The sequence below is a fragment of the Myxococcales bacterium genome (assembly GCA_016706225.1).
In the GTDB taxonomy this organism is placed as follows: domain Bacteria; phylum Myxococcota_A; class Polyangia; order Polyangiales; family Polyangiaceae; genus JADJKB01.
In genome coordinates this window covers 422,418-442,017 of the sequence record JADJKB010000003.1, presented here as the reverse complement: position 1 = coordinate 442,017, position 19,600 = coordinate 422,418, and the positions used below count along the sequence as shown (strand labels likewise).

Annotated in this window: 14 protein-coding genes; 7 read left to right on the top strand and 7 right to left on the bottom strand. The window is 67.2% G+C overall.

All coding sequences use genetic code 11. From position 1 onward, the window contains the following. Positions 1-3 precede the first annotated feature (3 nt). A complete protein-coding gene (locus IPI67_03735; GenBank protein ID MBK7579296.1) occupies positions 4-954 on the bottom strand; it encodes an NAD-dependent epimerase/dehydratase family protein in 951 nt (316 codons plus the stop codon). Further along, positions 954-1,790, bottom strand: coding sequence for an acyltransferase family protein (locus tag IPI67_03730; protein ID MBK7579295.1), 837 nt, complete (start codon positions 1,788-1,790; stop codon positions 954-956). The genes IPI67_03735 and IPI67_03730 overlap by 1 nt, the downstream gene beginning before the upstream one ends. 260 nt (positions 1,791-2,050) lie before the next feature. Between IPI67_03730 and IPI67_03725 the strand changes: the two genes are divergently transcribed. The 3 genes from IPI67_03725 to IPI67_03715 all read left to right on the top strand — a co-directional run bounded on the left by IPI67_03725 (position 2,051) and on the right by IPI67_03715 (position 9,372). Continuing rightward, positions 2,051-5,785, top strand: a complete 3,735-nt coding sequence (locus IPI67_03725) for an Ig-like domain-containing protein (protein MBK7579294.1) — start codon at positions 2,051-2,053, stop codon at positions 5,783-5,785. A 74-nt stretch (positions 5,786-5,859) separates the two neighbouring features. After that, a complete protein-coding gene (locus IPI67_03720) occupies positions 5,860-7,770 on the top strand; it encodes a hypothetical protein (protein MBK7579293.1) in 1,911 nt (636 codons plus the stop codon). Positions 7,771-7,830: 60 nt separating this feature from the next. Further along, a complete protein-coding gene (locus IPI67_03715) occupies positions 7,831-9,372 on the top strand; it encodes a DNRLRE domain-containing protein (GenBank protein MBK7579292.1) in 1,542 nt (513 codons plus the stop codon). Positions 9,373-9,388: 16 nt separating this feature from the next. Here the strand turns inward: IPI67_03715 and IPI67_03710 are convergent, their stop codons facing one another. Further along, positions 9,389-9,724 carry a hypothetical protein gene (locus IPI67_03710; protein ID MBK7579291.1) on the bottom strand — a complete coding sequence of 112 codons (336 nt, stop codon included), beginning with the start codon at positions 9,722-9,724 and terminating at the stop codon, positions 9,389-9,391. A gap of 93 nt (positions 9,725-9,817) precedes the next feature. Between IPI67_03710 and IPI67_03705 the strand changes: the two genes are divergently transcribed. Beyond that, positions 9,818-10,714: an SDR family oxidoreductase gene (locus tag IPI67_03705; protein ID MBK7579290.1), complete on the top strand. Its 897-nt coding sequence runs from the start codon at positions 9,818-9,820 to the stop codon at positions 10,712-10,714. Positions 10,715-10,839: 125 nt separating this feature from the next. Here IPI67_03705 and IPI67_03700 read toward each other — a convergent pair whose 3' ends face one another. Continuing rightward, complete coding sequence (locus IPI67_03700; protein ID MBK7579289.1) at positions 10,840-11,382, bottom strand: hypothetical protein; 543 nt, start codon at positions 11,380-11,382, stop codon at positions 10,840-10,842. 379 nt (positions 11,383-11,761) lie between these two features. On the opposite strand from IPI67_03700, the gene IPI67_03695 reads away from it, so the two are divergent. Together IPI67_03695 and IPI67_03690 are read left to right on the top strand one after the other, a co-directional pair. Next, positions 11,762-12,046, top strand: a complete 285-nt coding sequence (locus IPI67_03695; GenBank protein MBK7579288.1) for a hypothetical protein — start codon at positions 11,762-11,764, stop codon at positions 12,044-12,046. A gap of 1,244 nt (positions 12,047-13,290) precedes the next feature. Further along, positions 13,291-14,142 carry an NAD(P)-dependent oxidoreductase gene (locus IPI67_03690; protein MBK7579287.1) on the top strand — a complete coding sequence of 284 codons (852 nt, stop codon included), beginning with the start codon at positions 13,291-13,293 and terminating at the stop codon, positions 14,140-14,142. 27 nt (positions 14,143-14,169) lie between these two features. Here the strand turns inward: IPI67_03690 and IPI67_03685 are convergent, their stop codons facing one another. After that, entirely contained in the window at positions 14,170-14,523 is a 354-nt protein-coding gene (locus tag IPI67_03685; protein MBK7579286.1) for an aminotransferase class I/II-fold pyridoxal phosphate-dependent enzyme, read from the bottom strand. A 167-nt stretch (positions 14,524-14,690) separates the two neighbouring features. On the opposite strand from IPI67_03685, the gene IPI67_03680 reads away from it, so the two are divergent. Continuing rightward, positions 14,691-15,110, top strand: a complete 420-nt coding sequence (locus IPI67_03680; GenBank protein MBK7579285.1) for a peptidylprolyl isomerase — start codon at positions 14,691-14,693, stop codon at positions 15,108-15,110. 39 nt (positions 15,111-15,149) lie between these two features. Here the strand turns inward: IPI67_03680 and IPI67_03675 are convergent, their stop codons facing one another. Together IPI67_03675 and IPI67_03670 are read right to left on the bottom strand one after the other, a co-directional pair. Then, a complete protein-coding gene (locus IPI67_03675; GenBank protein MBK7579284.1) occupies positions 15,150-18,608 on the bottom strand; it encodes a hypothetical protein in 3,459 nt (1,152 codons plus the stop codon). A gap of 103 nt (positions 18,609-18,711) precedes the next feature. After that, a complete protein-coding gene (locus tag IPI67_03670; protein ID MBK7579283.1) occupies positions 18,712-19,500 on the bottom strand; it encodes an intradiol ring-cleavage dioxygenase in 789 nt (262 codons plus the stop codon). Positions 19,501-19,600: the final 100 nt, after the last annotated feature.

Sequence of the window (19,600 nt, the reverse complement as noted above, 5' to 3'; positions counted from 1 at the left end):
GACTCAGGCTCTCGGCCAAACCAGCCGGTGTTTTGGCTCGAAGCCAAGTTGGTCACGGGCGCGGCGGCCGTCGAGCACCGCGCTGTAGTGGAACCGCCGATGATTGAGGTCGTATCTGAAGTCCCGGTCGAACACGCTGGAACGGAGTTGATACAGCGGCGCGAGCAAGGGGCCCGGCAACGGGAGCCCCAACCTGCCCCAGAGCTCCACTGCGCGGGACAGCGGCAGCGTGTCCGCGCCGGGAATGTTGAAGACTCCGCTCTTGTCTCGATCCACGGCCAGCAGTAGCGCCCGTGTCACGTCCTCGAGCGAGAGCAGGTTCAGCATCGGGTCGAAGCCGAGGGGGCGCAGGCAGACGCGTGAGCCCAGGTAGTCGTAGAGCTGACTGCCGCTCTCGGCGGTCAGGATCTCGGCGCAGCGGAGCACGACGATCTCGAGGCGCGACATGCCCATGCGGGTACAGACCGTCAGATCCGCCTCGACCCGATCGCGGACTTTTTGGGGCGCGTCCGGGGCGAGCTCGAGCGGATCTTCTTCCGATATCAGCGTCGAGCGCCGCGGATCGACATGGTAGACCGCCCCGGCGCTACGAAACACGAAGCGGTGCAAGGTGGGGTGGCGTTCAGCGAGTGCCAAGAGCTCGCGTGTGCACTCCACGTTGAGGGCATGCACGCGTGGCCCCTCGTCGCGTGCGTTACGGTGCAGCGCGTTGTGCATGAGAGTCCCGACCCGGAGCTCGCGCGCGTCCGCGAACAGGAGGTCGTGAAGCTCGCGGGGGCGAGTGAGGTTGACCTGTCGATACTGGTAGCGCGACGGGTCCTGGGCACCAAGGCGCAGAGGATTTCGCTCCGCGCCCACAGCCAGCACCAGCTCCGTGGCCGGGTCTCGGAGCAACGCCTCGACCAGCGAGCGCCCAATGGGAGTCGTTGCTCCGGTGACGAGCACACGTCGCATCAGAACAGCCCTCTTCGCTCCGAGAGGCCTCGATCCATCAGCTCTTGGACGGCGCTCTTCACGAGTCGAGCGGCCTCACGCACTGCGGTCGGGTCGTCGGCGTCGCCGAAGCGCTCGTACAGCGCGAGTGGCTCGCCGTAGTGCACGTGGAAGCGCACAGGCATGGGGATGGGCGTCGCCGGAATCGGCAGAAACGGCGCGCCGAACGCGTTGAAGGAGTCGAGTCGAGCGAGCTCGGGCCACGCTTCTTCCGCGCCCACGACGGCGACGGGGATCACCGGTACACGATGGCGGAGTGAGAGCTCCGCGTGACCGACCCGCCAGTCCTGCAACTGGTAGCGCTTCTTCCAGCCCTTTCCGATGCCGGGTGTGCCCTCCGGAAAAACCAGGACCAGCTCACCATTTTCGAGCAAGTGGCGGAAATTACCCGGGCTGCCGGCGACGACGCCTATTCGGCTGAAGATGGTGCCGACCCATGGCAGGAGTGGGATGAAGAGGTCACCGATGACCCGAACCACTCGTGGCGGCGAGGTGTGCCGAACGGCGTCGACTACGATCATCGCGCCGTCGATGGGCAGGAGGCCGCTGTGGTTCGCCGCGAGAATGGCAGCGCCCGAGCGCGGCAGGTTCTCACTGCCGTAGCTGGCGACGCGGAAGTAGCGTTCGTAGGCGAAGCGGCTGAGGCCCATCGCAACGGCGAACGAATCCGGGTCGAAGCCGAGCACGTCCAGACCGTGTCCCGCATCGCGGAAGTCGAGCCGACGCATGGCTTGGAGGTCCGCGTCGGCGAGCAACGAGCTTGCGAGCGCGAGTTTGAGACGGCGTTTGATGGACATGAGTGGCGAGGCCGGCCTGCTGAGGCCGAGGTAGGTTGGGCTGAGTTGTGTCCTGGCGGATGAGCCGCCAGGTCCCTCCGGCAAGCGCGCGGCAGAGCGCGTCTCGCGTCACGAGAACCGACGCTAACATGCGCAGGCGAGAGGTTGGCGCTCGAGCGGACGGCCGAGCCGCGCAAACCTAGCGCGGCCGCCGACGAGATCGGGGCGGGCGCGATTGCCGTCTGGCTGCCAACCGAGATGGGCTCTAGGCTCGAGCTGACATGGTGCGGGCGAGGGGATTCTGCATGTGCGCGTCGGCTGCGCTCTCCGTGGCGGGCGCAGCGCACGCGACGGGTCCAGGCCTGCCCAACAAGACCTACACGTCGGATCAGGTCATGACGGTGATCGGGCGCATCGACTCGACGACCGGCGCGCCGCGCGCCCACGGCAACCTGGCCATGCACCATGGTCACCTGCTGCTGATCTTCTCCCGGGATTCGGGGGAAGGGGACGGCGGTTTTGCGTTCTTCGATGTCGCCGATCCGACCCAACCCAAGCTGGTCTACGCCAGGGACGACGACGAGACCTACGATATCCGTGAGGCCCACGGCTTCGGTTTCTCCCGCATCGAGGGGCGGGACTACGTCGCGATGCAGGCCAGTCTGGGCGTGCAGATCTGGGACATCACCAACGAGCTCGCGCCGACTCGCAGCGCGTATTTGAAGCTGCCGGGGATCACCGCGAGCGACTATGGCACCGGCGCGTGGTGGGTGTTCTGGCAGGGGGCGTATCTGTTCGTGGGCGGGTCGGGCAACGGGCTCTATGTGGTGCGGGCGGCTGACCCCGCCAACCCTGAGCTCGTCGTGCGCAGTGATGGCGGGCCGAACCCGATCCCCGTGAGTGATCTGGGTGCATTCAAGACCGGTCCAGTGTTTGCCATCGGCAACTACCTGGCGATCACCGGCATGGACCAGGCTGGTTATTCGATGGTCGACGTCCGCGATCCCGCGAGCCCGAAGCTGCTTGCTACGCGAAAGAGCGGGGTCGACGCCATCTACAGCGGGCTCTGGAATGGCAACCTGTTGATCGGCGCGGGCACCGGAGGCCTCGTCACGTTGCACGACGTCAGCAAAGCCACGCAGATCGCCGATCTGGGAAAGACGGCGGTGTACGGTGACCGCGGCGGTTACGTGTCGTTTCAGGATGGCTTCGTGCACATTGGCGCGTCGAACCGCTACTTGAAGGTCGACGCAACGACGCCCAGCGCTCCCACGGTCGTCGGTTTTGCGTCGAGCAAGATCCCGGGCCGCGACGAAGATTTTGCTACTGCGATGGGGAACCTGGTGTTCGTCGGCGACGATCACGGCAACGGCACGAGCATCATCCCGCACCAGGCGGCTCCGGACACGACGGCGCCGAGCGTGACTCGCATGGAGCCCCAGCAGGGAGCCCTCGGACAACCGCTGACGACCCGCATTGGTATTTCCTTCAGCGACGCCATCGACTTCGACTCGGTCACACCGGCAACCTTTCAGGTCTCGCGCACCGCCGGTCCGGGGCAAACGCCGAAGCCGGTGACTGTGATCCTGAGCTACCAGACCAACATCGTGAGCTTCTCGACGGTCGACGTGCTGCCGTCGGACACCACGTTCGAGATCCGGCTGCCCAAAGGTGGCGTGCGCGACGTCGCTGGCAACGCGCTCTCGGAGAGCTTCGTGAGCTGGTTCTCCACCGGCAAGACCCTCGAGAGCCCAGGGTGCAAGATCGCGCCGCGGCAGCCCGTCCTCGTCGGCAAACCGGTCGCCTACAGCGTCGAGCTCTCCGGTCCGGCGTGCGCCGGAGGCTGCCAGGTGGCCTGGGCGTTCGGTGACGGGGCGGCGGGCCAAGGAGCTCTCACGAGTCACACCTTCGACGCGCCTGGACACTACGCGGTGACGGCGACGCTGCGGGACGCAACGACGAACGATGTGGTGAGCGGCTGTTCCCTCGCGCAGACCGTGCATCGACCGCTGGTCGCCGGCCGGCCTCGGCGGTCCTCCAGGGTCGCGCTCGACGTGGAGCGAAACCGACTGTGGGTCGTCAACTCGGACGCGAGCTCGGTGAGCGCCATCGACCTCGGGGCGCGCGTGCGGGAGCGGGAGGTCAGCGTGCCGAGCGCGCCGCGCGCCGTCTCGGTCTCGGAGAACGGCGACGTGTGGGTGGTCAGTGATCGAGCCTCGCGCGTGACGCTGCTCGAGGCGAGCGGCCAGCGCCTTGCCGAGCTCGAGTTGCCGTACGGCGCGCGTCCGTCGGGCATCGTCCAGGCCCCGGACGGAAGCCGCGTCTACGTCGCGTTGCGGGGCTCGGGCAAGCTGGTGGAAATCGATGCGGCCACGCGCAGTGTCACCCGCGAGCTCGACGTCGGGCCGACCCCCGAAGGTCTCGCGCTCAGCGCGGACGGAACGACTCTCCTGGTCTCGCGCTTCGTCTCTCCCCTGGACCACGCGGAAGTCCGCGTGGTCGACACCGCCAGCCTGTCGCTCGTGCGCGTCGAGGAGCTCACGGCAGATCTTGGCCCCGACACCGAGGCCAGCGGTCGCGGCGTGCTCAACTACCTGCGCAGCCCGACCATCTCTCCGGACGGGGCCCGGGCCTTCGTGCCTGCCAAAAAGGACAATACCGCGCGCGGGCTATGGAACGATCTCTTGCCTCTCAGCTTCGAGAACACGGTGCGCGCGAGCGTTGCCGCGCTCTCGATGAACGGCGGCGAAGAGACGGGCGCCCGCCTCGATCTCAACGACCGCAGTCTGCCCAGCGCGGTCGAGTTTTCTCCGCTTGGGGATCTGATCTTCGTGGCCACCGAGGGCACGAACACCGTCGATGTCCGCGACGCCTACGCTGGCGATCTCGTCACCACCCTCGAGAAGGTCGGCGCCGGGCCCGACGGGCTCGCCTTGTCGGCGAGTGGTGGGGAGTTGTTCGTGCATTCAGCGAGCTCTCGGAGCGTTTCAATCTACGACGTCTCCGGGGTCATCGAGTCCGGCGACAACCTCGTCGAGAAGCTGGCGGAGGTGCAAACGGTTGCTCATGAGCCCTTCGCCGCGGACGAGCTGCTCGGCAAACGCGTGTTTTACGACGCCATGGACCGGCGCATGAGCCGAGACCACTACCTCTCGTGTGCGAGCTGTCACCTCGACGGGGAGCACGACGGGCGAGTCTGGGACTTCAGCGATCGCGGGGAGGGCCTCCGCAACACCATCTCGCTCCTGGGCAAGCGCGGCACAGGCCAAGGTTGGCTGCACTGGAGCGCTAATTTCGACGAGGTCCAGGACTTCGAGCACGATATTCGCAATGCGTTCGCTGGGCTCGGGTTCATGACGGACCAAGACTTTCACGCCGGGCGCGATCAGAGCCTGCTGGGCCCCAAGGCCGGGGTGAGCGCCGAGCTCGACGCCCTCGACGCCTACGTGACCTCTCTCACTCGAACCCACGCGAGCCCGTATCGCGAATCCGACGGCACGCCGACGGCGGCGGCACGCCGCGGTGCGCATGTGTTCGAGCGCCTCGGCTGTGACGGCTGCCACCGAGGCCGGGACTTCACCGATTCGGCTCAGGCGAACCTGAAGGACGTGGGCACGCTCACGCCGGGCTCCGGCTCTCGCCTGTTCGGCGAGCTCGAGGGCATCGACACGCCAACGTTGATTGGTCTGTTCGAGACCGCGCCGTACTTGCACGATGGCTCGGCTCCCGACCTGGACGCCGTGCTGGAGCAGGCGGCATCCACGGGGCTGCACGGCGACGTGGCGAGCTTGTCGACTGACGAGCGTCAGGACCTGAAGCGGTTCCTGCTGGAGCTGGACGATGGCGCGTTGATCCGCCCCGATCCGGGGTTCGAGGCGGGCGGGGGCTGTTCACTCGGCGGCACGAGACGGCGAGCGCCGGCGTCGTTCAGCGTGATCTTGGCGCTCGGGTGCGGGATCTTGCATCGACGTTTGCGCGCGGCACGTCGGCGTTCCCTCGATCGGTCAGCCGCCTGAGGCCGCGTGTGGGCCCGAGTCCCACCTACTTGGGGCTGCGCGCCTCAGCTCACCCGTGCCACAATGGAGGGAAGATGCGAGCGGTCCGTTGGGTGTGTGTGTGTTGGTTGCTCGCCGCCGCGCTGGTGCTGAGCTGCTCTGCTTCGACGGACGACGGCGGAGGTGGGGCTGGAGGCGTGGGCGCAGTGGGCGGAGCGGGCGGCGGCGGCCCGGATGCGTCGAATTGTGGTGTGGGGACCGTGGCCTGCAACGGCGTCTGCACCAACACCGGCGTCGACTCCAGCAACTGCGGTGCTTGCGGCAAGGTCTGTCCTCAGGGAGAGAGCTGCCAGTCTGGGATCTGCAGCGCGGGCTGCTGGGGCAATCAGCTCATGTGCAACGGTAAGTGCGCTGACACCGACACCGATCCGTTGAACTGCGGCGGGTGTGGCGCCGCGTGCCCCAGCGGGCAGCTCTGCGTCCAGGCCAAGTGCGCTTCGCAGTGCGGCGCGGGGACCACGGAGTGTGATGGCACCTGTGTGGACACCACCTCCGACCCTGCCAACTGCGGAAAATGCGGGAACATCTGCTTTGCTGGGGAAGTTTGCTCAGCGGGTGCCTGTAATCCGAGCTGCGGCGGCGCGCTCACCTTGTGTGGGGGCAAGTGTGTCGACACCAGCGTCGATCCAAAGAACTGCGGTGACTGCGGGAAGCTGTGTTCGACGGCCATTGGCGAGGTCTGCTCCGTCGGCAAGTGCGCAATCGGATGTCTCGGAGGAACCACGAACTGCAACAATACCTGTGTCGACATCGATGTCGATCCGAAGAACTGCGGCAAGTGCGGCACGGTTTGCGGCACGGGTGAGGTGTGCAGCGCCGGCAAGTGCGCGCTCTCGTGTGTGGGGGGTACGACGGCTTGTTCCGGCAAGTGTGTCGACACCAGCGTCGACCCCAACAACTGCGGGGCTTGCGCCAAGACCTGCCCGACCGGCCAGAGCTGCCAGGGCGGTTCGTGCACGCTGGTCTGCTCCGGGGGACTGACCAAGTGCGGCAGTCAGTGCGTCGACGTGAAGACGAGCCAGGTCCACTGTGGCGCCTGCGACAAACCGTGCAATTCCGGCTACGACTGCGTGGCGGGCGCCTGCACCCTGGTCTGTGCGGGCGGCACGTCGAACTGCTCCAATACTTGCGTCAACCTCAACCTCGACCCCAGCAACTGCGGGAGTTGCGGGACCGCCTGCACCGCGGGCAAGAGCTGTGTGAACAGCGCTTGTGTGCTGGTCTGCGGCACCGGTCTGACCGCCTGCTCCAACAAGTGCGTGGACACCAAGATCGACCCGACCAACTGCGGGTCCTGCGCCAAGGTCTGCCCGAGCGGGCAGAGTTGCCAGGCCGGTGCCTGTACCCTGGTCTGCGGTGTTGGGCTGACGAAGTGCTCGAACCAGTGCGTCGACACGAAGACGGACGAGAACAACTGCGGCGGCTGCGGCATCACGTGCACGTCGACCCAGACCTGCACCGCCAGCAAATGCGTCAACAACTGCAATCCGACGCTGAACCTCGCGACGACCGCGACCGCGCTCAGCAACGGTGGCGGAGCCGGGACCCTGGGCCCGGACAACATGAACGACGGATACGGCGAAGTCGACTGCAACGCGCAAGGCTGGCACTGGATCACCGCGACCTCGTCTTCTGGGACCGCGTACGCGGAGCTCGACTTGACCACTGCCAAGACCGTCGGTCGGATCAAGATTGACACCGCGGCCTGTGCCGTCGCCGGCTGTGGGATCCTCGCCGGGCGCACGGTGGCAGGCGGCACCATCCAGTGGTGGAACGGCAGCTCTTGGGTGACGGCCGGTAGCGTTTCCGCAAAGACCACCGACTGGGAGTTCATCTTCCCGTCACCGGTCTCGACGACCAAGGTGCGGATCTACGGCCTCTACGCAGCTACTTGCGGATACGCCACCAATCCGATCATCTACGAGTTCCAGGCCTTTGGCTGCTAGCGGCTGACGCCCCCCACCGCTAATCGGCCACTCTTCCCTCGGCGTGCGATACTACGACTCATGGGGCTCTCGGCTGTTCGTTGGGGACTGTTGGTACTGCTGGCGGCCCCCCACGCGCTGGCGGTCGAGTACGTCAATGATCCGCTGACGTCCGCGAGCTTCGCGGGCCGAGGCAACAAGGGTGGGTCGTTCTCGCCGAGTGGTTGGACGACGGCGGAGGAGCCAGATGCGGTGTGGTGGGAGGTCGCCGAGGCGCTGCCTTCGGCACGCATCGAGTACACGGTCACGGGCATCTCGACCACGACCAGCCTCACGGGCGCCGATCACGACATCTTCACGCTGTACCAGGCGCCGACCGGACAGCCAGAACCGATCGCCTACAGCCCGTACTTTCGCAACAACGACTTCAAGGCCTTCACGCGCATCTTCGGTATGCAGGAGCCCGGGCGCAACGGCGCCATGAAGCTCGAGCTTGCGTTCTGTCCGCGAGGTGACCCTTGGCACCATGACGAGGTGTGCAGCGCCGCGTGTGATGGCAGCGCGCTAGCGTACGCCAACGGCACCGACAAGGACGTTGGCTGGGACGGCTCGAAGGCCTACCGCATGGCCATCGAGTGGGGGAATGGGAAGATGTCGTTCTTCCGCGACAACGTCGAGCTTGGCAGCGTCTCGTACCCGGGTACCTATGCACCGAAGCCACTCCGGGTGCGCCTCGGTTCACCGCGCCACGATGGGGTCTACCCCGGAGCGGCGCTGATGCCGAAGGGCCTCGTGTTCAAGGATGTGCTGATCACTGGCACGCCCGGCGCGATGACACCGGTGTGCGGGAGCACTGGAACTGGCGGCACCGCCGGGGCGGGCGGTGCGCCCGGCGATGCCGGCGCCGAGGACGCGGGCAGTAGTGAGAACGAATACACGGTGCTCGCCGACGTCACCGCGGCAAGCTGGGAAACCGGGGTGTATCCCGATCAAAACGACCTGAACCCGGAGGGGGACGGGGCCTCTCCCGTGGCAGTGGCATATCTTCGCTTTCCACCGGTGAGCGGTACGGTGGTGAACGCCGTGCTGAAGCTGCGAACCGCGAAAGCGGCGTCTGCTGCGGGAGCCTCCGGTGTGATCTGCGGCGTCGCCGACGACAGCTGGAGTGAGACCAGCATGACCTGGGCAAACCGACCTCCGGTTGGCTCGTCCTGCGCCGGTGTATCGAGCTCCGTCGATCCAGACATGGACGTCGAGTGGGACGTGACTGCACTGGTGAAAACGGGAGCCAACGTGGGCCTGGCGGTCGTCTCCACCGACTCGAACGGAGTCCATTACTTGTCGAAAGAGGCGAGCGCCACCCAGGGCCCTCGTTTGTACGTCAAGACCACCAACGCTCAGCCCAGCGACGCGGGCAGCGGTGGGTTCGGTAACGCCGGCGGCATCAGTGCGAGTGGCGGGGCCGGCACTGGCGGCAAACTCCCGAGCGGGGGCACGAACGCCAGCGATGACGGCGGTTGTGGCTGCCGCACGCCGAGCCGCAGCGGGGATCGGCGTGCGCTGGTGGGCGCCGCGTTTCTGATCGCCGCCGCTCGACGTTTGCGTCGTCGCACGCGGCGTTGAGCACGGCGCGTGAAACTCAGATCCCGGGCGGGCAGGGACCGGTCATCGGCTGGCCGCCGGGAACGGTCAGCGAACACGTACCATCGGCGTTCTTGGTGACGCCGGGGATCGCGGTTGGCGTTCCAGCCGAGCCGCTTGCTGCCGGTGCCGGCGCAGGCGCGGGCGCAGGCGCGGGCGCGGGCGCGGGCGCGGGCACCGGGTCCTGGTAGGTTGGTGCCGGCTGCGGACCGGGGGGCGGCTGCTGATAGTAACCCGGCGGAGGTTGCTCCGGCTGCTGGTTGGGTTGGCTCGAACCGCAAGCAACCACGGGGAGGCCGACCACGAGCGTCACGATCAAAGAAGCGAGCTTCATGCCGCGCATTCGAGCACGCCGTGGACGACCTCGCTAGCCCTTGCGCGCCGGGCCCGCGGGCACAACGCTGCCCGCGTGGCCTGGATCTCGCGGATATTACACCGGAGTGGCGCGAGTGGTTTTGGGTATGCGTCCACTGCCCACGAGGTGACCGACGGCCTCGATCTTAGTGGGCTGACCGTGCTGGTCACAGGAGTCAACTCGGGGCTCGGGCTCGAGACCGCGCGGGTGCTCGCCCTCCGCGGCGCCCGTGTTTTGGGCGCGGCACGCACGCGCGACAAGGCGGAGATCGTGACGGCGTCGCTGGGCAATGGCGCGCTTCCACTCGAGTGTGAGCTCTCGGAGCCGGCATCGGTCCGCGCCTGTGTCGCCGACGTTCGCGCGCTCGGCGTGCCGCTCGATGTGTTGATGTGCAACGCGGGCATCATGGCATTGCCCGAGCGCACGCTCCGTTACGGGCAGGAGCTTCAGTTTCTGACCAACCACATCGGGCACTTCATGTTGGTCAGCGGCCTGCTCGACGTTTTGTCCGAGCACGCGCGCGTGGTCGTGCTGTCGAGCAGCGCCCACGCCTGGGCACCGCCCGGGGGCATTCAGTTCGATGATCTGACGCTCGAGCGGAGCTACTCGCCGAACGTCGCCTACGGCCAGTCGAAGCTCGCCAATCTGCTGTTTGCCCGGGGTCTGGCCCAGCGTTTCTCAGGGACCTCGAAGAGCGCCAACGGCGTTCACCCCGGAGTCATCGCAACGAACCTGTGGCGCAGCTCCGCGGCGCTGCGCCTCGCCATGCCTGTCGCGTCGCTCTTTCTGAAAGACGTGCACCAGGGTGCGGCGACGCAGTGTTACGTCGCGACCCACCCGTCGCTGGCAGGTGTCAGTGGGAGGTACTTCGTCGATTGCAACGAAGCGCATACGTCCGGCCCGGGGCGAGATCCGGCGCTCGCCGAACGACTCTGGGAGGTCAGTGAACGGATCGTCGCGAAGGTCTGAGGGCGCGGCACCGGGCCGCCGCGAGCGTGGAGCGCTCGGTCGTGACCATCAAGCTGGAGCTGGCGAAGTCGGCGAAGTGAGCGGCGGGCGCAGACCCCGACTTGGCAGGCGCGGTGGGCCGGCGTCTACTTGCAGATCCCAGCGCTCAGCGCGCCGCCCGGAGCAGTGCAGTTCTGACCACTCGGGCACGTTCCACCGGCCGGGTCGCAGAGGATCACGGAGCCCTTCGGACAACCCGCGGGTGCCGCGCACACGACGCCCGTGATGCAGCCTTCTGGATTACCGGGATTGCACACCGGGCCCGTCGTCGCGCAACAGATCGCGCCCTCTTTGCCTTGCGCCTTGCAGTCCGCGCTGTCGTCGCAGAACGAGGTGCGCTTCGCGCCATCGGGACAAGCCGTCGCGAGCGGGCTGCACGTTGCTGTGAGCCCCTCCCCGATCAGACCAAAACAACACTTCTCAGTGGCGATGTCGCATTGGCTCGAGCCGCAGGTGATGGTTGCCGCAGCACCGCCCGAAGCGCTCGAGCCGCTCACCCCGCCCGAACCGCTCGTTCCGGCCACCCCGCCAGCGCCGCCCTTCGCTTCGTTGGTCGAGCTCGAGCTGCAGCCCAAGGCGAACACCGCGCCGGCCATCAAGAGCACTGAACCGCGGCGGGTGACGATCATGGCAGGGTGGCTCCTCGCGCCTCGAGCATTAGCGCAGAACCAAGAGTGTACTGTCAACGCAACCAGCGGCCAGGAGGCGGTTCGCACGCTTGTCGCAAGCGCTCAAAAGCTGAAACCAAATGACTTCGTCTCCACCGGGCCTCGGCCCCAGGGGTGTTCGGAAGTGCGCACGACGGTGCAGCCGGCGAAGCTCTTGAATGGCCTCGGGCTGACGCTCACACTCGACGTTCGGCCGAGCTCGTCCAGCTTCACGGTGACCGTGCACGAGTAGCTGCCAGCGTCGGGTTTGGCGCCCTCGTTTTGTTGCCAGCAGGCGGTGATCTTCTGTTTGTACCAGGCGAGCTTGTAGTCCCGCGCCGGCTGCTCCGAGACGTCTTTCATCGCCACGACCGTCGACGACGGAGCCGCCGGACTGCTCGGTGTGGCGGGTGTGGTGGGTGTGGCAGGCGTTGCCGGGGAGGCGGGAGAGTCGGGTACACCGGGCTGCGCAGGGACTCCCGGTGCTGTCGGTGACCCTGAGCGCTTTCCGGTCGAGGTGGCGCCACCGCTCTCGGGGACGGACGGGGCACTCCCAGGCGTGGAGATCGGTGAGGCGGTTTCCGTCCCGGCGATGACCGGGGCGGCGGCGCTCCTTGGCGCCACAGCGGCGTCGCGCGTGAAATAGTAACCGAATCCGAGGCCCGCGAAGCCGACCACCGCGACCGCTCCAAACAGGAAGAGAGCGAGGCCTGCCATGATCCACACCAGGGTCTTGTTGCCTCGCGCGGGTTCGAGCGGCGCGCTTGCGACCGGTGCAGTCGCCCCGAACGCTGCTGGTACCGACGAGCCACGCGGGACGGAATGCGGGAGCACACTCCGCTCGGTTTCCACCAGGGTCGGCGACAGCGGATCGAGCACAGGATGCAGCGCCGCCAGGCACTCGGTGGCGTCGCGGAAACGCGCGGTAGGGTCTCGTGAGGTGGTGCGGGCGAGCCAGGCGTCGAAGCCCGGCGGCAAGAACGCGGCGAAGCCGAGCTCTGCTGCGCGAACCGAAGCGAGCGGCATCGGGTCGAACATCACCTCTTTCATGAGGCTCTGGAGCGACGCTTGGGGGCCGGTCGCACTGCGCCAGAAATACTGCCCGGTGAGGCAGTTGAACACGACGAGGCCGAGTGCCCAGACGTCGGTGGACGGACCGACGCCCGACGCGGAGGCCTGCTCCGGCGCCATCCACAGCGGCGAGCCGATTGCGCCGGTGACGTTGCCCTGACCACGCACGTCTTCGGTCAGCTTGGCGATGCCAAAATCGAGGATCTTCAGCGTGAAAGGGATGCCTTCTCGGCGGGGCGCGGCGAGGAAGACGTTTTCCGGCTTGATGTCGCGATGCACCAGGCCGGTGGCGTGCGCCGCGCCAAGCCCGTGACACAGCTGCCGCATGACCTCGAGCACCTCGACCGGACGCATGGGTCCGCCGCGTGTGATGCGCTCTGCCAGGGTCTCGCCTTCGAGCAACTCCATCGCGAGCCACGGCGCGTGTGTGGTCGGATCGACCCCCGCCGCCACGACCTCGACCACGTGATCACTGTCGATGCGCGAGGCAATGCGGGCTTCTTGTTCGAAGCGTTCGCGCGACTTCTCGTTCTCGGTCAACGACGGCAGGAGCAGCTTGAGCGCGCGCTTGCGACCCGTGCTCAGCTGCTCGACGACGTAGACAGCACCCATGCCGCCCATGGCCAGGGCACGCTCGATCCGGAAGTCGCCCGCGAAGACGCTCCCCGGCTGTAGACCATGGGGATGAAACACGGCAGAGCCCAGTCTACCCAGTCGGCAGGGTGAGGCCCGCATCTTTTGTGCTCGTCGATGGGGCCGCCAAACCACACGGCGCCCAACTCCGCTGTCAGTGCGGTTTCCGTGCTACGAGCAGCCAACATGATCGCGTTTTTCGGCATGGGACTCCTGGGCTCGAACTTCGTGCGTGCGCTCCGTCGGCGCGGGGAGGTCGTGAATGTCTACAACCGCACCCACGTCCGGGCACAGGCGCTCGAGGCTGACGGAGCCACCGCGTTCGAAGACCCCGCCGAGGCTGCACGCGGGGCGACGCGGGTACACCTGACGTTGTCGGATGACGCCGCTGTGGACGAGGTGCTCGAGCGCGCGCGCCCCGGTTTTTCGGCCTCGGTCGTGCTGGTCGATCACACGACGACGACCGCGACGGGCACGTTGGCCCGGGCCAGACGCTGGACCGAGCGCGGCGTCGCGTTTCAGCACGCCCCGGTGTTCATGGGCCCGTCGAACGCGCTCGAGGGCAGCGGGCTCATGCTGGCGTCGGGCGAGCGTGCACGCTTCGATGCGCTCGCGCCGGAGCTGGCGAAGATGACCGGCAAGCTCACCTACCTGGGGCCCGCAGAGGAGCGCGCCGCCGGCATGAAGCTGATCGGCAACCTGTTTCTGATCTCCATGACCGCGGGCCTGGCGGACGCGTTTTCGCTGGCGAAGGCCCTCGGCATCCCGGCGAACGAGGCGGGCACGCTGTTCGACTTGTTCAACCCGGGCGCGATGGTGCCCGCTCGCGTCGCTCGTATGCTCGAGGGCGACTTTGCACATCCGTCGTGGGAGCTCGCCATGGCGCGCAAAGACGCGCGCCTCATGTGTGAGGAGGCCGCGCAGGGCGGTGTGCCGCTGGCCGCCATCCCGGCCATTGCCGCGGAGATGGACCGCTGGCTCGAGCGCGGCCACGCAAAGGACGACTGGACCGTCATCGTGAAGGATGCGCTCGGCTGAACCCCGCGAGCGGACACGCTGCCCGATTCAACGCGCGGACAGGACCCGCGCCAGCTTTTGCACGCCGAGGACCGCGGTGTCCGTCGGCACTGCCGCGAAACACAGGCGCATGAAACCCGGCTCGTGGATGCGGCACGCAGCGCCGGGGGTCAGGTTCACGTTGGCCGCGTCCAAAATTCTGCGCCACAGCGCCTGCTCGGCGTCGGCGCTCGGCTCAGCCAGGAACTGCCGCAGGTCGAGCAGCAGGAAGAAACCAGCGCCGGCTGCCAGGTAGGGAATTGCTGCGTCGTCGAGCGCCGCGGTCACCCGCCGGTAAGCGACACGCAGGCGCTCCCGCATCGTCGTCAGGTAACCGTCGACCCAGGCCTCCGGTGGGAACATGGGAGGACACTGTAACAACGAACCGGCACACTCACGAACGAGTCGCGTCCGCGCGGCGGGACCGTTATGCTCGAACGCCCATGGGGACGCCGATTCGAATTCGAGCTGTGTGTTGGCAGATTGTTGCAGCGCTCTGCCTACCTTCGTGTGGTGGAGCTGCCCCGGGGGTGGACACCCCGAAGACCGCTCCGCCCGCGTCCGCCGCCGGGTCCGCCGAGGAAGAGTGCCTGAAAGAAGCCGGCGCTCTCCGAACGCCGCGCAGCGGTGCGCCGGACAAGATCACGGTCGCCCACATCCTGGTGCGGCACCGCGACCTGAAACGCTCCGAGGGGGCGACGCGCTCCCGAGGTGAAGCGTGTTTGCGTGCGCGCATGGCGCGCGAGCAGCTACTCGCGGGGGGTGAGTGGGACGACATCGCAAAGAAGTTCAGTGACGCCGGCGACGCCACGCAGGGAAAGCTCGGCAGTGTTGCCAAGAGCGACCTGGACGAGACCTTCGCCAACACCGCTTTTGCTCTGGACGTGGGTGAGCTCAGTCACGTGGTCGAGACCCCGCGGGGTTTTCACGTGATCGCCCGCAGTGAATGACCCTCGGACTCGTGGGTCGCCTTTCGGGCGAAAGCCGCCTCAGAGCGCCGGGGGAAAGAGCTTCGAATCGAGCTTCGGTTTGGTCTTGCCGGCGGTGAAAGCCGCGAAGGTGCCGCCGCCCTGGGACAGCTCGATGTCGATGTCGATCAACTTGTCGTTGCAGCGCAAGATCATCGCTTCGATCGGCAGATCCTGGGTCGGGAAGTTGGCGGTAGGTGCGTCGACGGTGAGATCCGTCGTGGCATGGCTGTGCACCTCCAGAAAGACGTCGTTGGTGTTGGCGCTGCCGACGTTGGCTCCGAGAAACACCCAGATCCCGTCGCTGACCACGTCGTCCTTTTCACGGATCGAGATGGCTCCAGCGGGGTGGGTGACCGTGCCGAGGTAGAGCACGATGAAGTTGAACTGATCCGACAGCTCCGTGCCGCCGTTCTTGTCGAAGCCCGGCACGTTGGTGATGGCAAACTGGTTCAGGCCGGTCGGGTCCGTCCACTTGCTGAGTGGCGCGCCCGCCACGATGTCTTCAGCAAGCGCGATCTCGGTGGACTTCGAGCGGGCGAACTCCCAGATCACGGCGCGATTGGGTGCGGTCAGGCTACTCGCCTCGCAGAAAGCTTTGGCCATGGCGCCGGTCGCCGAAAAGGCGCGCACGATGGCGGTGAGCCCCGTGGTCGGCGGTGACCAGGCGCCCTCGTCGAACAGCTCGATGTTCGCGCCCTGTTCCACGCGCAGTTGTTTGGGCGGGCCCGGCAAGAGCGTGACTGCGAAGCTCTCTTTCTTGCCGTTGTCCGTGTCAGCCGGCCACCCCGCCGGTACGGTCTGGGTCGTCTGGACGGTCTTGCCGTCGGCTTGCACCTGCATGATGCGCAGACGGCGTTTGCGCGCCGGTCCGTAGGGATTCTGCGTCTCCGCCCAGAACAGGTTGGGGGCGTCGAACTTCAGCTCGACCGCCCGCGGTTTGCCGTTCCGGGTCTGGGTCCCATGCCACACGCTCGTGCCGAGCTGGTTGAGCAACACGAGCCCGGCGTTGCCACCGCCGCCGCCCGCGCCGCTGGTTCCGCCCACGCCGCCTGCACCGCCCGCGCCACCGCTTCCACTCGCGCCAGCTTGGCCTCCGGATGGCGTTGCACCCGCACCCGCGCTGCCGCCGAACGAGCCGCCTGCACCACCGCCCGTCGCGCCCGCGCCGCCCGCGCCGCCACCGCCTGGCAACCCTCCCGCACCACCGTCACCGCTCGAGCCGTCGTTGGCGCTGCAGGCTGTGAGTGAGAGCAAGAGCAGCAGCGACTCACCCGGGCGACGTCTTTCCGCGCCGGCACGAGCGCGACGCCGGCGCAGACTGAGCGCTGCGATGGCAAACAGGACGAGCGAACCTCCGCGGGACGGCGTGCCCGGAACACGACAGCCGCAAGAACCGGTGTCATCGCTCGAGCCCGGACCGGTCGATGGGATGCCGCTGCCCGCCGCCGCTCCGCCCGCGCCGTTTGCGCCGTTGCCGCCGCTGCCGCCGCCACCAACACCCCCGATGCCGGGTGGTGGCCCCGGCAGTCCGTCGATCGACAGTCCCACGCAGTCGACCGGCGTGGCACCCGCGAGCGGAGGATGAGCGCGGGTCAACGTGCCCTTGTGGGCTGGGTCTGCGAGCAGGGGATCGAGGGCCACGAGCTGGCACACCGCCGGGCTCGGGTTTGCAGAGAACGCAGATAGTGAACCGTCATGGCACTCGGTCGGGCTGTCCGTGCCGAGCTGCGCCGGCAGCTTCGAGCCGGCATTCCACAGGCTCATCAGGGCGGCCGCGTCGACGCCCAGCGGAAAGATCACCTTCTGCAGGTATTCGCACACGCCTGCCTGCATCCACGCGGGTGTGTACGATGCATCGAAGCTCACCGGGCCCAGCATGGTGTCCTTGGTGGTGGGCAGCACCACGCGGTGGTCGGCGATGGCGGTCGCAGCGATGTTGAACGAGTGACCGTAGAGGCCGCTGTCGAATAGCTGATCCAGGAACGTGCCGCCCTGGCCCGCCGGCGCCGCCTGCACCAGGCGCGTCGTGAACTCGGATTTCACCACCGCGAACTCTTGTTTGTACTGATCGACCAGCTCCCCGACGTAGTCCGAGGCCGCGTCAATCACGTATTGTTTGATGGCGTCCTTGATCGGTGTGATCACCGGATCGAGCAGGGCGGCAATCAGGTTGGGGATCGAGATGTTCACACCGACGATCTGCAGCGTGTTCTGCAGATCGGTGAGCCACTGGGGGAGGACGGCGGTCGTCAGTGCCTGGTAGTCGATAGTGGTCAAGTTGCCGGACCACTGGGTGAGCGGCAAGAACAGCGTGGCGACCTCGCCCTTGTCGATGCTCAGGCCGTCGCCGCCAGCCGTGAGCGGGGTGTTGAGTTTGTTCGACAGGTTCTCGACCACGGCGAGATACGCCGGCATGAACTGGTACAGGTCGTCGTGCAGCTTGTCGCTGATCTTGTCGAAGGCCGGCGGCAGGGGCTTTTGCGCAGCGTCGAAGCGGGGAGCGAGCAGGGCGACGTAGGTCTTGTACTTGCCGTACAGGCTCGGGCAAGTCGCCGTGCAGGCGGTGGTGTCGTCGGTTGTCCCGAGCTTGCCGTCCGGCCCGGATTTCACGCCGAGCGTGGCGCCGTCGGTGGTCGTCGTGTTCTGTAGCCCCGCGATTGTTTGTTCGATCTTGCTGCGGATGCCTTTCCGTTCGTCGTCCAGGTAGCGCAAGTAGCGCGGCGCGAGCACCAGAGAGTCCGCCGTCGCCAGCTTTGCCTTGGGGATCAACAGCGTCAGCACCTCCCCCGGGTTCTGCGCCTGGGTCGACTCGAATTTCGCCAGCGCGCTCGCACTGACCATCTTCCAGAGCGGACTCGCCTCCGAAAAGTACGCTCGCTCGACGAAGCTCTTCGGGATGCTGTGGGACAGCTCCGCGGTCGTGAACGAGCCCGGCGAGAGCTCGAACGCTGCGTCCTGCACCATGGTCTCGGCGATGATGTGGCGCACGACGTTGCTCCAGGACTGCTGCCGGCCACTGGTGATGGGCGCCAGCGTGAAGGTCTCGCCGGTCATGAAGTTGACGTAGTGGTGTGCAATGGCGTCGCTCGCGCCGTGCAGGAAACAGCCGAGCGCGTAGGCGCGCTCTTCGGGCAAGATCGCCTCTTGGTACAGGAGCTCACACTGCTCGTAGGGACGCTGGCCGACGGCGTGGGAGGGATCGGTCATGCCCGGAAACGCCATGTTGTCCGGCCCGACCGCGCCGGCCCGGAACTCGAGCGGGTGGTTGGTGAGCGCGTCGACGTCCTCGGGTTTCAGCACGACGGAGTAGTTGCCGAAGCGCAGCGGTACGCCGGCCCCGCCGCTCTCGATCAACGCCTTGCGCACGTCGTTGGCGAGCTTGATGTGGAAGCGCGTGGTGAAGGCCTCGGCTGGTGCCGCGCTGCCGAGCATCGCGCAAAATCCGAGGAGGCCGAGCCCGAGACGAAGCGCGCGCATTGGCGCAGTATATCAGTCGAGCCTGACGCGGGCGACGACGGGCTTTGCCGGTGAGAGCTTCGGCGGGCTGCGCTCAGCCCCGTGTCGCCCTCGACGGACGCTCTCAGCTTGCGACGGATACCGTGAGCGCTGCGGTCCAGCCCGACGCAGTCTTCTCGAGCACGAGCAACGGTGGCAGTTTTCCCGCCACCACGCCATCACCGTTGTTCGACGTGTCCTTCTGACCGTGAGCCGCGTACGCGCCCGACTTGTAGACCTCGCTCGAGGTGTCTTCGGGGAAGTAGAGCTGACTCACGGCTTCGGTGGTCTTCGAAGGGTGGACCTTGAAGTGGATGTGGGTGGTGCGTCCGGGGTACCAGCCCGGGTAGATGGTCGTGAACTCGACGCGCCCGTTTGCGTTGGTGACCTGGGTGCCACGCAGGAACTTCTGGCCCGTGGTGTCGAGCCCCCCGAGTTGCCCGGGGTAACCGGAGTAGATGCCCCCGGCGTCACAGTGCCAGATGTCGACGGGCACGTCCTTGAGCAGTGCGCAGTCGGCGGCGCGCTGCACGGTGATGCGAAGTGTGAGGGGGGTGCCGGGTTTTGCCTCGGTGATGTCGCCGCGCAAGAGATCGAGATCGAGATAGAACGGGCCCGCGGTTTGAGCGGGGTAGACCGTGCAGCTCACGGAGCCCGTGCCCCCGCCGCCGGCCGACGCGCCGCCGCTGCCGGTTGCGCCGCCGCTGCTGGTCGCACCGCCGCTGCTGGTCGCACCGCCGCTCGCCGGCGCCTGCGACGAGCTACTTGCACAGCCGCTGAGGAGGGCGACTGCGCCGCCCGCCGCCCCCGCGAAAAACGCTCTACGTGTCGGCTCGTTCGCCGCCGGAAGTGGTTTCGCCTTGGTTCGTTTCATCGAGCCCCTTGCCGCCCCGTTTCGTCCCCCCTCGAGCCAGGCAAGGATAACGGCGGCCGGCCGGTGGCGCCAGGCCGCTCCGCTCGGGCCGCGCCCGCGT